This window comes from Hoylesella enoeca JCM 12259 (assembly GCF_000613405.1).
GTDB classification, from domain to species: Bacteria; Bacteroidota; Bacteroidia; order Bacteroidales; family Bacteroidaceae; genus Prevotella; species Prevotella enoeca.
This window is the reverse complement of record NZ_BAIX01000051.1, coordinates 1-14,126: the sequence shown is the minus strand read 5'-3', so window position 1 is coordinate 14,126 and position 14,126 is coordinate 1. Positions and strand designations below refer to the sequence as shown.

Sequence of the window (14,126 nt, the reverse complement as noted above, 5' to 3'; positions counted from 1 at the left end):
GTTCGCGCAGCTCGCGCGTACCCTCCATTTTCTGCGGCAGATTGAGCGCTTCGTCTTCCTTGGCGATGGTCGTCGCGAGGGAATCAAGCAGCGGATTGAGCTTCTCAACGTTGGCCGTTTTACACATGGCCAGCACGTGGCCGGCGAACTGAAAATGCTCCATGTTTTGGAGCCGGTCTTTTCGGATTGTCTTGATTTCCATACTGATAAATGATTATTTGCAGATTGCTCTGCGATTGATTAAAGATTATCTTTCTGGTTTTTGGTCTTTCGGCACCTGCCGACGGCATGTTTTTTTTATTTTTTGCTCTTCGGCAGGTGCCGAAGCGTCCTTTTTGAGTTTTTTCGGCTTTCGGCATCTGCCGAAGACGTGTTTTCCCGATTTTCACTCCGTCGCAGGTGCCGAAGCTCTGTTTTTTGGATTTTCTCGTTTTCGGCACCTGCCGAAGAGCTATTTTTCCGATTTTCACTCCGTCGGTGGGTGCCGAAGCTCTGTTTTTTGGATTTTCTCGTCTTCGGCACCTGCCGAAGAGCAGTTTTTTCTTGTTTTTCGTTCATCCGAAGCCTCGGAAAGTCGTTTTTTTTTGCGAAATTCCATTTACCCAAGACCTCGGCTGAATATTTTTCCCTTTCTCGGGGCGTGTAGAAGCACTTGCTCTGCTTCATTTGCCCCTTTCGGGAAAGAGTGTGCAATAAAGTTTGGTTTGTTTAATAGAATTTTCCAATGCGTGAGCCCATCCAGCGATGCCATTGACGAACATGTATCTCGTGATTATTGAAGTATAAATACCAGCTATTGCCTGCTTCACACGACGAGGCTGTAGATGTCCAATAATGTCCGCCAGAACCAAAATCGACCATAGTTCCTTGAAAATAATATCCGGAGGCTGGCAGGAAGAAATAGGTTGTAGCTTGCTCTGCTTCTGTGGGAATAGTCATATTGCTGTATGTTATATCTGCACGAGGTCGATAGTCAATTGGGTAGAGGTTCGATAGTCTACGCCCCAATAGTCGGTAGACTTATTCGGGAATCCGGGGACTGTGCTCCGCTTCAACCAGATTCCTCCTTTATAAAGATGGCCATATCCGCTCCAAATACGGTTGGCATCCCAACGCGGATCGCCAAACTCCACATAGTGAGCCATCAGGTTTACGTTGGGCTGGTTGGCTGCCGAGCGGGTGGCGGGATTGGACGTGGCATAGCCGTATGCCGTGTTATACCACCGGCTGTCTATGGCCGATGCGGGATAGTTAGCGGTGGAACCGCCGTTGACTAACGTCGGGAAGAAATTGCCCGATGCGTCGCGGTCATGGCCTTTCCAATAGTTCTCGCCTACGGCAGCGTCCCATGTGTGGTAAGTGCCGGTAACGTCTTCGATATCCTTGTCAGTCCAAGCTGTGATATCGTGAATCTTTCCCTCGTCGCAGGTGAAAGCGGTCAGCGTTTTGGTGATAGTGCCCTCGACATTGGTTGTGGGGTCTTTGATGGTATAGCCGATGGTGAAATTGTAGGTGCCGGGGGCGATGACCATGTAGGCTGCATTCTTGGTAACATCAGCCACAGTGGTGTTCAGCGGGAAGTCGGTGGTGGTAAGCGTGATTGTGTTGGAACTATTTGCTACGGGCGCATTGCCGGCTATGGAGCCACTGACGATGTTGAACGTGCCCGCAATGGGCTTGTTGGCCGTGATGGTTACTTTGGTGAGATAGATGTTCTTGCCCAAGTCCACGTTCATGCAACGGGGCAGGAAGCAGAGGTAGGAGGACTTGTGGTCGAGCGTGAATTTATAGGCGTTACCAGCGCCTTGGCGGTTGGCCGTGGCAATACCTAAATCGCCCGCCTCGCCGGCATGATCGAAGTTGTTGGGCGTAGTCTGCGTTTGCGCTGCCTTGATTTCAACTTGTGGCGTGCCGGTGATGGGCAGGTTGGTATAGATGACGTCGTGCGTTGCACCCGTATAGGTGCCGTTCAGGGTGAACATAGCTTTAGTCTTGTTGGCTGCTACCGGGAAAGTGGCGACACCGCTTTGCTGCCAAGTGCTAGCATCGTCTTTCACCCATACTTTGTCGGTGGCAGCCCAGATTACGTTCGCGCCGGCGCCTTGCGTGTGGTCTACGATCACTGTACGCGTTGTGGTGCTCGGATTGGTCTCGCCGCTGAATACAGTTGTTCCGGCAGGAGTACCGTTAGTGCCTTGCTGTTCAGTCTTCGCTTCGTCGTTGGCACAGCCTGCTGCAATGAGCGTCATGACCAGCAGCATGCTAGCTTGAAATAGTTTTATTGTTTTCATATCGTTCTTTTTAACTTCAATTAGTCGTTGTTACTCTTTATGATTAATATTTCCAGGAAGCATTGAAGCTGTTTTCATTTGAAGAGAAATCATCATCTTCCTCAAACCACCCCTGCTTGGCATCGCCACCACCGCTACCCGGTCCAACCGTTCCAGCGTTGCCGCTGGCCTGCAGAATGCTTTCTGAGGCAATACAAAGTACTTCGCTCACAGGCTTCATGTACACTCGCTTAGTTGTTTCACTTTTCTTCATAATTTATATTTTTGTTGAATGATATATTATTTTCTGATAAAAAAAACTTTCTTATTTTGATTTTTACCAACTTGGCAAAAGGACATGAAAAAGCGAACAAAGGGAACTCGGTTGAGCCTTTGCTTAAAGGGGTTTAGTCGTCTCCCCTCTCGCGCGCGTAAGATAAAGCTGTGAAGGTGTCTACGCCAGGTAAGATGTGTGTGTGTGTGTGTGTGTGTGTGTTAAGACTTTTTCCGAGATATGCAAATATAAAGCGTTAAAAGATGCAAGAGAATTGGAGTTCTTTTGCATCGCGCTACGGCTGTTTATATTTGCTTGTTTTATCATACTTCTCGTTTAATCCTTTTTTGATCGGTCCCTCGTTTGTTCAGACCCCCATCCCCCTAACTTAGGGGGCGAAGGAGGCGAAAGCGGAAACTGGGGGCAAAGGTAAGGAATTAATCTTAACCGTGCAAATAAAATTAAAGTAAATTGATGTACTGCTTTTTCACTCAACCACTTTAAATCGGGCGAATTTTAATAAAAGCTGTTTGCGACCGGTGTTATTGAAGTCCACTGTGGCCTTGGCGTTCTCGCCCACGCCCTCGATTTTGACGACTGTGCCGATACCAAAACGCTGATGTTCGATAACTGTTCCTTCACGTAATCCCAACTCTTGGCCTGTCGAGGAAGGCTTCTCCTCTATCGCGCGATCATTCGGCGCGGCGTGTTCAGATTGATGGAGATGTGATTTGTTTGTATTCATCTCCTGTTTAAAAGCCGGAATGTCTGGCGCATCGTTGGTCGACGAACGGAATGCCGAATAAGAACGACCGATGCGATAATCGTCGTCCGAGAAACGAGACAGACGATTGTAGGAGCTGCGTGCATAGGAACGGGAAGCATAGTCATCATAGTTGGCCTCGCTCTCGATGCGTAGCAAAGCGGGATCGATGTCCCGGATGAAACGACTCGGCGTATCAAACTCCATCTTGCCAAACCGAAAACGATTCTTGGCGCACGTCAGCATGCAATGTTTCTCGGCGCGCGTGATGGCGACGTAAAGCAGTCGTCGCTCTTCTTCCAGCTCACGGACACTGTTAATCGACAACGGACTTGGGAAAATGTTTTCTTCTAATCCCACGATGAAAACCGTCGGGAACTCCAATCCTTTGGCCGAATGCACGGTCATCAATGCCACGCGACTCTGCTCGTTGGTATCGCTGTCGAGATCTGTCAAGAGCGCAACCTCTTGGAGAAAGTCGGTGAGATAGATTTGATTTTCTTGTCCTTCCTCGCGCCGACTTTCGACAAAGTCTTGCATGCCGGATAGAAATTCCTCTAAGTTTTCTTGTCGCGCAAGGCTCTCAGCATCGGTTCCCGCAAAAAGATCGGCGCTGATTCCGCTCGCTTTGATGAGTTGCCGACCTAATTCAAAAGCATCGGTTGTCGGCATCTTATCCATAAAATCACTGATCAATGATCTGAAAGCAGATAGTTTGGAGATCGTTGCCTGACTGACTTTCAGCTGGAATCGGGCGGGATCGACGATCACTTCCCAGAAACTCACCGCGTTTTGCTGCGCCGATTCGGCGATTTTAGCAACTGTAGCGTTGCCGATTCCCCGCGTGGGATAATTGATAATGCGTTTGAAAGCCTCCTCATCGTCGGGATTAGCAACCAATCGAAAGTAAGCGATTATATCCTTGATCTCCTTGCGTTGATAGAAACTCAAACCGCCGTAAATGCGATATGGAATACTCTGTCGACGCATCTCTTCTTCGAACGAACGGCTCTGCGAATTGGTGCGATAGAGAATGGCGAAGTCGCTATACTCACATCGCTCTGCGGCTTTGATACGCTTGATTTCCTTGCAAACGATGCTCGCCTCCTCTTTATCCGAGTAAGCCTGTTTGAAAACGAGTCTTTCGCCTTGGTCGTTATGACTGAACACATCTTTGGGAATCTGTCTTCCGTTGTGCTTGATCAAGCTATTGGCTGCCTGAACAATGCGTTGCGTGGACCGATAATTCTGTTCCAGCTTGAAGAGTTTGGCTTCTTCATAAATCGTTTGGAAGTCGAGGATATTGTCGATATTCGCTCCGCGGAATCCATAAATGCTCTGGGCATCGTCGCCCACGACACAAACATGGCGATGCGCACGCGTGAGTTGCAGAACGATGCACTGCTGCACATAGTTGGTGTCTTGATACTCGTCGACCAAGACATATCGGAATCGTTCCGCATACTTGTCCAACACGTCGGGATGTTCGGCAAACAACGTATGCGTCAGCACCAAAAGATCATCAAAATCCATGGCATTGGCTTTCCGACAACGCTGACAATAATTGGCATAAACCTGCCAAAGAGAAGACATCCGGCTCTGTCGGTCGCGCTCCAAAAGTTCTTTATTCTGCGCATATTGTGCCGGAAGGATGAGATGATTCTTTGCCATTGAGATCCTACTATGCACGGATGCCGGCCTATAAACCTTATCATCGAGCGCCATTTCTTTGATAATGCTTTTGAGCAACGATCTGGAATCGGCCTCATCATAAATCGTGAAACCGGAATGGAAACCCAACAGTTCGGCTTCGACACGCAAGATACGCGAAAACACTGAGTGAAACGTACCCATCTGGAGCCGCCGCGCCGCCTCATAACCCACCAGATGCCCGATGCGCTGCTTCATTTCGTTGGCAGCCTTATTGGTGAATGTGAGCGCAAGGATTTTCCACGGTGCCATTCCCTGCGCCAAAAGATAAGCAATTTTATACGTGAGCACACGCGTTTTACCCGATCCTGCCCCTGCAATCACCAGTTGCGGACCGTCGTTGTATTCAACGGCCGCACGCTGACTCGCATTCAAATCTTTCAGCAATTCCATTTATTTGGCTTTCTTATACACACCGCCCGACACGGTTTTAGGGTTAATATCCTCGCCCTCACGCGGAAAAGCAGGAATAAATTTCATCTCTCTCAAAATCCGTTTTTGCCTCTGGCGCATATAGACGCCGGGCGTTTTAGAACTGAATCTGCGCGGATTGGGCAACGTGGCGGCAATGAGTGCACAGTCGGCCCGCGACAAGTCGGCTGCCGTTTTATCAAAATGATATTCGGCAACAGCATCTGCACCATAAATGCCATTACCCATCTCGATGGAGTTCAAATAGACTTCCATGATCCGCTGCTTGCTCCAAAGCAATTCGATCAGCGCTGTGAAATACACTTCGAAGCCTTTTCTCACCCAACTACGACCGGGCCATAAGAACACATTTTTGGCCGTTTGCTGGGATATGGTGCTTGCCCCGCGCTTCTTTCCACCCTTCAAGTTGTGGGCTGCAGCCCGTTCAATGGCTTTATAATCGAATCCGTGATGCAACAGGAAGCGTTGGTCTTCACTCGCCATGACAGCCACCGGAAGATGCGGAGCTATCTTATCCATCGACACCCAATGATGGTGCAACGTGATGCTCTGCCCCTCCCCCATTTGCTGAAAGCAACGAATAAACATCAGAGGAGTGAAATAAACGGGAATGAAACGATAAGCCACGACAGCCAATATCGTCGAACTGAAAAAGAGGCCTACACTCCATCTGAGAATCTTTCTGATACGTTTCATTCCTTTGAACTAACTGGTTAAAAAACAAAACAAACTCAGCGCCTGCTCACTAACGGTAAATGACACTGCATTTAACGCTTAAACAGGCGCTGAGTAAGCATGAGTGATCGATTGATTAACGGTGATTTACTTCAATGTTCCGTTGTTGGCCGCATCCACCATAGCCTGACTGGCGTAGAGATACACCTCCACCCGGCGGTTCTGTTGACGACCGCTTGCCGTTTCGTTGCTTGCCACTGGGTCGGCGCTTCCCTTTCCTGCAACATTCTGGAACTGCGAAGACGGCACGCCGCACTGTTTCAAATAGGTCACAACACTCTGTGCGCGGTTGTTGCTCAAAGGCACATTGATGCCGTCATTGCCCGTAGAATCGGTATAACCGTAGATGTCGACATGGCAGTCAGTATTGTTTTTGAGGACTGAAGAAAACTTCGCCAACTCGTTCTTAGAATTCTTATTCAATTCCGCTTTATTGGTTGCAAACAAGATTCCGCTATCGAATGTCACCTTGACGGCCTTCAATCCGTTGTTGTCGGTTACCTCTTCCACTTTGGCATTCTTCACCTTTTCGGCTGTCTCTGCGGCCACCTTGTCCATGTGTCGGCCAATCAAAGCGCCGGCTCCAGAACCTACTGCACCACCAATGGCAGCACCCACGGCTGTGTTTCCAGCAATCTTACCGATGATTCCACCGATTAACGTACCGCCACCGGCACCGATCAAAGCACCCGTTCCGGTTTTAGTGGAACAACTCAAAACCACTGCGAAGCTCATCAAAAGAGCTGCAAACTTCATTTTTTTCATCATCTTGATTTTTAAAAACTTCTACTTATTCTTTTTTATAACGCTGCAAAGGTAACCATTTTTCCGTATTCGCGACCTCTCTCTAACACTTTTTACCGCTTCCTCGCACAAACGAAATAGTATCAATTGGCGACAAACGCTATTGCAGTGACCGACAGTTGGCTATCGGATCACCGAAAAAAGATGTGCCATGAACCATCAATGACACACGTTCTTGGAGAAAAACGCTTTTTATCTTATCTCAACAAAGATAGAGAGACACACTTTGGATAACGTCCAAAGCTATTTTTTGACAAACCTGATCACTTCGCTGTCGGCTTTCAATAGATAGATTCCCGTGTTCAATTTGCTGATATCCAACTGGCAAGATGTGGCATGGGTTATGCAGCTCTGCACCACTTTGCCTTGAATATCATACACGCACAGCAGCAATCCGGGGCGTGTGCCCTCGACATTGAGCACATTCCCGTGCAAACCACATATCGACCGAATCTTCACTTTGTCAATATCAATTCCCGAAATCAAATTCGCAATGATTCTCGCAACCCAATCGCTTGCAACGGTTTTGTCGTTCCAAGACAACGTGATTTGATCTCCATCGTAAGAAATCGCTGTTACGAATCGGTCTGTTGAAGCCCCATCTATCCGCAACTCATCAATTTTCTTCTCGGCAAAACAGATTGTAGATCCCCAGCAGAACACCAAGAAAAGAATAAAATTCCTCATATCGCAATCCCGATATTAAACGTTGCAAATATAGTAAAAAGTTAATCTCGTTCCAATGGATCAATCAAAGTATATTCATTTTATTAAAGTCTTTTAACGAGGGGCCTCGTCAAAATATCGCAAAGTCTTCGTTTCCTGCGACCGTTTTCGTCAAAATATCGCGATTTCCCAACTCCCGAGAGAATGTTTCTGGCTTTGACCATACGGCCGAAAACAGTGAGTCATAGCGCTGCAAAGAAGTATCTGAAAAACAAAAAAACCGAGATCGAACTGATCGTCGATCTCGGTTTCCTTTATCAATCTTTTAAATCAAGATTCTGATACGTTCGAATGAGTTTGAAAAACAATTCAAACCATCATTCTATTTGGCATAAGCCACAGAGCGAGTCTCACGGATGACAGTGATTTTAACCTGTCCCGGATAAGTCATCTCATTCTGAATCTTCGTAGCGATCTCACTACTCAACTTCTCTGACTCCGCATCATCCATCTTGTCTGCACCCACAATCACGCGCAACTCACGACCGGCCTGAATAGCATAAGTCTTTGTTACGCCAGGATAACTCATCGCAATAGCCTCTAAATCATTGAGTCGCTTGATGTAAGCCTCTACGATTTCGCGACGTGCGCCGGGTCGAGCACCGGAGATGGCATCACAAACCTGAACGATAGGAGCTAAAAGCGTGTTCATCTCCACTTCATCATGGTGGGCTGCAATAGCGTTGCAAATATCGGGTTTCTCCTTATATTTCTCTGCAATCTTAGCACCATAGAGTGCGTGCGGCAGTTCGCTCTCTTCATCGGGAACCTTACCAATATCGTGCAAAAGTCCTGCACGTTTGGCTTTCTTGGGATTCAACCCCAACTCCGAAGCCATGACAGCACAGAGATTAGCGGTCTCGCGGGCATGTTGCAACAGATTCTGACCATAAGACGAGCGATATTTCATCTTTCCGACAATACGAATCAGTTCCGGATGCAGGCCATGAATCCCGAGATCTATGGTTGTTCGTTTACCCGTTTCTATGATTTCATTATCCAATTGCTTCTTAACTTTCGCAACAACTTCTTCAATACGCGCGGGATGAATACGTCCGTCGGCCACCAATTGATGCAAAGCCAATCGACAAACTTCACGACGCACAGGGTCGAAGGCTGAAATAACGATAGCCTCGGGTGTATCGTCTACCACGATTTCAACACCGGTGGCAGCTTCAAGCGCGCGGATATTGCGACCTTCCCGACCGATAATGCGACCTTTCACTTCATCGTTATCAATATGGAATACGCTGACCGAATTTTCAATAGCTGTTTCCGTGGCCACACGTTGTATGGTTTGAATAACAATCTTCTTAGCCTGGGCATTGGCATTGAGCTTCGCCTCGTCCATAATCTCATTGATATAGCTGGCAGCATCGGTGCGCGCTTCGTCTTTCAAACTCTCAACGAGCCGACTCTTAGCCTCTTCTGCACTGAGTCCCGACATCTCTTCCAGCTTGGCACGCTCCTGACTCTGCATCTTTTCCAGCTCTTCTTGCTTGATGGAAAGCAATTTCTTTTCATTGTCCACGCGCTGCTGATTCTGCTCAACTTCCTGCTTACGCTTGGCCAATTCTTCTTGACGCTGATTCAATGAGATCTCACGCTGTTTCAGTCTGTTTTCTCCTTGCTGAATCTTTTGGTTGCGTTGCTGCACCTCTTTTTCAAGTTCGCTCTTCTTGTTGAGAAACGTCTCCTTCACTTCCAAAAGCTTCTTTTCTTTCACGACATCAGCCTCTTTCCGGGCTGCATCTATCATTTCATTATATTTCCCTTTGATCACATAACGAAAAATGGCATAACCGCCCAATCCACCAACGAGGAATGACACGGCTGCAACAATGATTGCTGTAACGATCATAATATTTGTTTTGTAATATTCTTTTCTTCTTTTACATCCCGACTCTTTGCAAAGGACCGAGAAAAAGCATCAACCTTTAATGCTTCTTCGATTTCAGAAGTCAACTTTCCGAGAATATTACTGTATGGAGCAGTATCATTGCGCCGTGATTCCTGCTCAAACCTGAGTGCTATTTCGATGAGAGCCATATACAACAATTCCTTATCGCTCCTGCGCCCTTTAAAATGCGCGGCATAAGCATTGATTGTATCCGTAATAAGTTTGGCGGCATTGCGATAATCCTCTTCGTCCTCACGCGCGATCGTCACGGGAATATCGGTATCGTAAATGTGCAATCTTATATTGAGTTTGTCTCTGTTGTCTTCTGTCATCGCTCCTGTTTATTGGTCGTTCAGTAGCGTTATACATTTATTCACGTCCCTGATCAGCTTATTCAATCGTTTCCGGGCCGAATCCATATCGGCATCCGTCACCTCGATCATTTTAGCCATTTTCAGAGCATTGTAATCTTGTTCGGCCTGCGAGAGTCTGCTTTCCAACTGCTTGATCTTAGCATCGCGCTCATCCACCAACCCATACAGCTCATCATTCTCCTTTTTCGTCTCTTGATATTGAAGAATCATCTGTCGAATCCGAGTGGTAAACAGCGTCAAAGTCTTCTCATCAGCTTCCATAGATATACAATTTGGCTACAAAATTAGCTTAATTCGATTAAAGTCCCAAAAGATTAGAAATATATTTTATGAAACTCCCAACCCAATCAAGCCTCCATTTGTCATTTCTTGCCCACCTGACTGTCGTCCGACGGCCGCGGCTCTTTCTTAGCCAGCATCACAACTTGATAAACAAAATCTGTGATCCACTTCTGACTAAATCCCAACCGCTTATCATACTGCCTGATCGCCACCACAGTCTTCATCACGCCGGCATCCGTATAATCATTCTTTTCAAAGATGTCGTGCACCGTCTTTTCAGTCATCGAATAGATCGTTTTCTTGAAGATCGACGGCATACGCAACTTGAATTTCATCAGATTACCCATCAGCATCATCAAGTCCTGCGTGAAACCTTGGAACTGAATCAGATAAACCTGCACATCCTGTATCTTGTGACAGTTCTTTCGTATGCTCTGATCGATCTCTTTGAAAAAGTTGTCATCACTCCGATACAATTCCTTCAACATCTTCCGGCATTGCGCTTTCTCCCCCACACCCAGTTTGTTGTTTACAGTCGGAACATGTAACATGGATTTAAACATCCGCAAGTCGGGCAACATCGCCAAATTCGTGATCCCCAGATTAGCGGCCAACGAAGCCTGGAAATAGACCCTGATCAGTGTCATATAGTCTTCCATTCCCCCGGTCTTGTTCGCCTTATTTCGATTTCCGAACCAATTAGAAAATATTCCCATTCTTTTATCTTATTATTTAATAGACTCAAACAAGTCGCAGCCGAACCCGTTTTCGTCTGCGAATGCAAAAATACAACAAATTATCAAATCCACAAAAACCAGCGCTGAATTATGCGCTGTCGCGCAGTGTTGAATGAGAAATGATGACACTTATGCGCAAATCAAATCAACCTACAAAACCTACCGAACCTACACAACCTACCAAACCTATCCTCATCACAGCAAAAAGGTGAAAAGACGCATCAGCCATCTTTTCACCCTTTCACCCTTTCACCCTTTCATCCTTTCACCCTTTCACCTTTTCACCTTTTCACCTTTAATTCACCCTTTCACCCTTTCACCTTTAATTCGCCTCTCGCAGCGCGCCGTCTTTGTCCCTCCTGACCCATAACTTCTTCTGCGGGTTGGTCGTATAGCCCAATTCATAAGTCTTGTCTTTGCCCGAACCTGCGTCTTGCCGGTGAACTGTAAGACCAAGGGGGCGATTCCGTTTTCTTCCTCAAACTGGCGGATCAGCGGCTCGAGCTCTTTGCGGAGCGCCTCGGCCTGTTTGTCGGCGTGGGCTTTGTTCGTGGCAGCCCGACCGGCCAACAGTGTCCGGCGGTTATCAACCAAGTTATTATACTGTGTGATGAGTGCGGTGATTGGGGCCGACGGCTCCAATTCGTCGAGAGCATCGATGCGGCGGAGCACAGCGTTGAGGGCCTTGTCGGTGGCGGCGCGCAGCGGTTTGATGTCGAACGAGCCGGCGGGCGCGCCCGACTTCACCCGAGCGTGGAACAGCGTATCAAACGCTTTGTTGTCGGCATCGAGCAGGTTGACATACACCTGCGCTTGGAGTCGCGCCACGTGCGCCGTGAGTGCGGCCGTGCGCAAATCGGCCACGAGGTTTTTGATCAGACCCGTCTCTTTGTCATAGTTGCTTGCGGCCACGTCGGGGTAGGCCTTCATCACGCGGTCCACGGCTTCGGCGGCGGCCAACACGGCCTTGTCGGCACTGTTGAGGTGCAGCGCCACGAGCAACCGCAATGATTGATAGGATTTGTCGCGTTTGCGGTCGGCCTCTTCCAGCGCCTTGGTGTCGGCCCCGGTGCGCGGCTGGTTCAGCACCCGATCTTCTTCGGCCACGCCGGCTGTCAATGGCCCCAGCACCGCCGTGAGTTTCCCCACTTTGGCCTCGTTGCAGAGCTGCAACACGCGCGACGCAAACTGATAATGCTCCATGTTTTGGAGCGACGTCAAAGGAATTGTTTTTAGTTTCATAATAGTGTTTTTTATGTGAATGAATATTTGATTTTAGCGTTCCGAGTAGTCGGAAACGTTGTTTTTCATCTTTTTTGTTGATCCGAGGCCTCGGAAAGCTTGTTTTTTCTATTTTGGGACCTTCCGAGACCTCGGATGCATTGTTTTTGTCATTTTTGCTCAATCCGAGGCCTCGGCTAACTCGTTTTTTCTATTTTGGGGCTTTCCGAGCCCTCGGATGCGTTGTTTTTATTGATTTGAGGGTTTCGGGGTGCTCCGATGAGTTCCCTCATCCTTCGCGGATGTAAAATGATCATGTTATCATCAATAGGCGACAAACGAGCGGATACAATAGCGGTGAGAGAGCTTATTACCGTCACCTGGAATGTTGTTGTACCAGCCTACCATTTCTTTCCTAAATCCCACGGGGGCAGCGTAGACAGTGTTTATCTCAGTACTCGACCAATACCACAGAGTATGAGTCAAAGCTGTGCCGCCCACTTGCGTAAAAGCGACATCAGCCAGACTACCATACCAGTAGTAAGGAATACCATATTGTTTCGTTACTGCTGTCTTATCTCCAAATCCCAAAGTGTATAACCATTTAAAATCGCTGAATGACGGTAGATACCATTGCAGAGCGGGTGTTCCAGTATAGGTCACTCCCGGATCATATTCTGCAGCTGCTTTGAAGGCAGGAAACGAAGGATTGGTTGCTTTCACACCGATGGTCCCCGTGCTGTAACTCGCATCCCACGTTTCGTCTCTGCCGCTCGTAGCTCCCGCATTCAACGCATTGTCTGCAGTACCGGCCTGATGTGTGTTAAACGTTCCAAATGTGCCGCTGTGCCAATATCCCCCTCCATAGATATCTTTCAGAGCAACTGCCATTCGATTGCTTCGGCTCAACACCACTGCGATCGGCGTTTTCGTGCCGCCACCATAGGTGGTCTCATTGATAAAGCCTGTAGTGCCATCGCTCATCAAGTAAAGAAAACGGTACATCAGTTTGACATTGAGCACGTAGGCACCGTTTTGCTCGAACTTTAATGTTGAAGCAGGTTTGAATGTAAGGCCTGCATTGGCCATATTTGACCGGTAAATGTTACCGCTGTTGAATGTTAGCTTGAGTTTCGATACATCCGTGGCGGGCATGAACATCGTTTCCTCATTACTTGTAGAGGTGTAAGTATCGGAATAATATTTCGTCTCGGTACTAGCGTTGAATGTGGTGTTAGTAGATACAGTTGTGCCAGTTCCGGCTGTCCATGTTCCTGTAGAAGCGTCATAGATGGAAGAACCTGGTACATCGGTCGCATTGACAGAAGCTAATGTTGCAGTAACAGCGGGAAAATCCATATATCCTGTGAGCTTGATCTTTACTTTGGCGCCCACATGTTTCATCGTGAATGGTACTTTCTGTTTGTGTGGCGTGGCTGTGATGACTTGTTGTGTGCGACCTATCAGTGCAGCGTCGGCATCAGCACGATTCACAGTGAGGTTATTGCCGCTGCGGGTTACTTTACTATTGTAGAGCACAAAGTCATAGGTGCCTGGCGTGAGTGCAATGTCCTGGTTGGCAGAAGTCGCGGTGAAGACGCCACCGGTTACAGTGCCGGTAATATCACCCTTATACGCATGTGTGCTTGCGTCGTAAGCCAGCATCGTATACGTGTCGTTAGCTAATGCGCGGGTTGCTGCGGACTTGGTTTGCTTGGTTGTATCGCGCTGAAGCGTGCATTGTGCCAGGGTTCCATTGCCTAAGTCTACCATTTGTTGTTCAAGCTTTACTTCTTTGTTTGCACGTGTTACGCCTACTTCTTGTTCAGCGTTATAGTCGGCAAAATCTACCTTAAATTCAATCGCCTGGGTTGCGCTTACCTGCCCTTCGTCTGTCA

Annotated in this window: 13 protein-coding genes and 1 pseudogene; all 14 read right to left on the bottom strand. The window is 47.8% G+C overall.

What is annotated here, in order from left to right; translation table 11 throughout:
- A pseudogene (locus JCM12259_RS11125) lies at positions 1 to 202 on the bottom strand (DUF6261 family protein); the annotation flags it as partial.
- Between the two features lie 506 nt (positions 203 to 708).
- Positions 709 to 939, bottom strand: coding sequence for a hypothetical protein (locus JCM12259_RS16585; RefSeq protein ID WP_148299621.1), 231 nt, complete (start codon positions 937 to 939; stop codon positions 709 to 711).
- Positions 940 to 950: 11 nt separating this feature from the next.
- Complete coding sequence (locus JCM12259_RS15230; RefSeq protein WP_148299620.1) at positions 951 to 2,291, bottom strand: hypothetical protein; 1,341 nt, start codon at positions 2,289 to 2,291, stop codon at positions 951 to 953.
- 43 nt (positions 2,292 to 2,334) lie between these two features.
- The gene (locus JCM12259_RS11110; protein WP_025066515.1) at positions 2,335 to 2,544 is read right to left on the bottom strand and encodes a hypothetical protein; all 210 of its coding nucleotides are present in this window, start codon (positions 2,542 to 2,544) and stop codon (positions 2,335 to 2,337) included.
- A 487-nt stretch (positions 2,545 to 3,031) separates the two neighbouring features.
- Complete coding sequence (locus JCM12259_RS11105; RefSeq protein ID WP_025066514.1) at positions 3,032 to 5,410, bottom strand: ATP-dependent helicase; 2,379 nt, start codon at positions 5,408 to 5,410, stop codon at positions 3,032 to 3,034.
- Positions 5,411 to 6,145 carry a monofunctional biosynthetic peptidoglycan transglycosylase gene (gene mtgA, locus JCM12259_RS11100; protein ID WP_025066513.1) on the bottom strand — a complete coding sequence of 245 codons (735 nt, stop codon included), beginning with the start codon at positions 6,143 to 6,145 and terminating at the stop codon, positions 5,411 to 5,413. It abuts the gene before it with no gap.
- Positions 6,146 to 6,271: 126 nt separating this feature from the next.
- Positions 6,272 to 6,949 (bottom strand): YiaD family glycine zipper/OmpA-like lipoprotein, encoded by a 678-nt coding sequence (locus tag JCM12259_RS11095; RefSeq protein WP_025066512.1) that lies wholly within the window; start codon positions 6,947 to 6,949, stop codon positions 6,272 to 6,274.
- Between the two features lie 282 nt (positions 6,950 to 7,231).
- The gene (locus JCM12259_RS11090) at positions 7,232 to 7,675 is read right to left on the bottom strand and encodes a T9SS type A sorting domain-containing protein (RefSeq protein ID WP_025066511.1); all 444 of its coding nucleotides are present in this window, start codon (positions 7,673 to 7,675) and stop codon (positions 7,232 to 7,234) included.
- A gap of 361 nt (positions 7,676 to 8,036) precedes the next feature.
- On the bottom strand, positions 8,037 to 9,575 hold the full coding sequence (gene rny / locus JCM12259_RS11080; RefSeq protein WP_036888980.1) for a ribonuclease Y: 1,539 nt from the start codon (positions 9,573 to 9,575) through the stop codon (positions 8,037 to 8,039).
- Entirely contained in the window at positions 9,572 to 9,946 is a 375-nt protein-coding gene (locus JCM12259_RS15225; RefSeq protein WP_025066509.1) for a cell division protein ZapA, read from the bottom strand. The genes rny and JCM12259_RS15225 overlap by 4 nt, the downstream gene beginning before the upstream one ends.
- A 9-nt stretch (positions 9,947 to 9,955) precedes the next feature.
- The gene (locus tag JCM12259_RS11070) at positions 9,956 to 10,249 is read right to left on the bottom strand and encodes a coiled-coil domain-containing protein (protein WP_025066508.1); all 294 of its coding nucleotides are present in this window, start codon (positions 10,247 to 10,249) and stop codon (positions 9,956 to 9,958) included.
- 101 nt (positions 10,250 to 10,350) lie between these two features.
- Positions 10,351 to 10,986: a DUF8491 family protein gene (locus tag JCM12259_RS11065; RefSeq protein WP_025066507.1), complete on the bottom strand. Its 636-nt coding sequence runs from the start codon at positions 10,984 to 10,986 to the stop codon at positions 10,351 to 10,353.
- A gap of 321 nt (positions 10,987 to 11,307) precedes the next feature.
- Positions 11,308 to 12,249, bottom strand: a complete 942-nt coding sequence (locus JCM12259_RS11060) for a DUF6261 family protein (protein WP_025066506.1) — start codon at positions 12,247 to 12,249, stop codon at positions 11,308 to 11,310.
- A 303-nt stretch (positions 12,250 to 12,552) separates the two neighbouring features.
- On the bottom strand, positions 12,553 to 14,126 hold a 1,574-nt coding region (locus JCM12259_RS16805), incomplete at its 5' end, for a fimbrillin family protein (RefSeq protein ID WP_025066505.1).

Coding starts and splice junctions, on each gene's coding strand:
- JCM12259_RS16585 (WP_148299621.1), bottom strand. CDS start 939: ATGACTATTCCCACAGAAGCAGAGCAAGCTACAACCTATTTCTTCCTG.
- JCM12259_RS15230 (WP_148299620.1), bottom strand. CDS start 2,291: ATGAAAACAATAAAACTATTTCAAGCTAGCATGCTGCTGGTCATGACG.
- JCM12259_RS11110 (WP_025066515.1), bottom strand. CDS start 2,544: ATGAAGAAAAGTGAAACAACTAAGCGAGTGTACATGAAGCCTGTGAGC.
- JCM12259_RS11105 (WP_025066514.1), bottom strand. CDS start 5,410: ATGGAATTGCTGAAAGATTTGAATGCGAGTCAGCGTGCGGCCGTTGAA.
- mtgA (WP_025066513.1), bottom strand. CDS start 6,145: ATGAAACGTATCAGAAAGATTCTCAGATGGAGTGTAGGCCTCTTTTTC.
- JCM12259_RS11095 (WP_025066512.1), bottom strand. CDS start 6,949: ATGAAAAAAATGAAGTTTGCAGCTCTTTTGATGAGCTTCGCAGTGGTT.
- JCM12259_RS11090 (WP_025066511.1), bottom strand. CDS start 7,675: ATGAGGAATTTTATTCTTTTCTTGGTGTTCTGCTGGGGATCTACAATC.
- rny (WP_036888980.1), bottom strand. CDS start 9,575: ATGATCGTTACAGCAATCATTGTTGCAGCCGTGTCATTCCTCGTTGGT.
- JCM12259_RS15225 (WP_025066509.1), bottom strand. CDS start 9,946: ATGACAGAAGACAACAGAGACAAACTCAATATAAGATTGCACATTTAC.
- JCM12259_RS11070 (WP_025066508.1), bottom strand. CDS start 10,249: ATGGAAGCTGATGAGAAGACTTTGACGCTGTTTACCACTCGGATTCGA.
- JCM12259_RS11065 (WP_025066507.1), bottom strand. CDS start 10,986: ATGGGAATATTTTCTAATTGGTTCGGAAATCGAAATAAGGCGAACAAG.
- JCM12259_RS11060 (WP_025066506.1), bottom strand. CDS start 12,249: ATGAAACTAAAAACAATTCCTTTGACGTCGCTCCAAAACATGGAGCAT.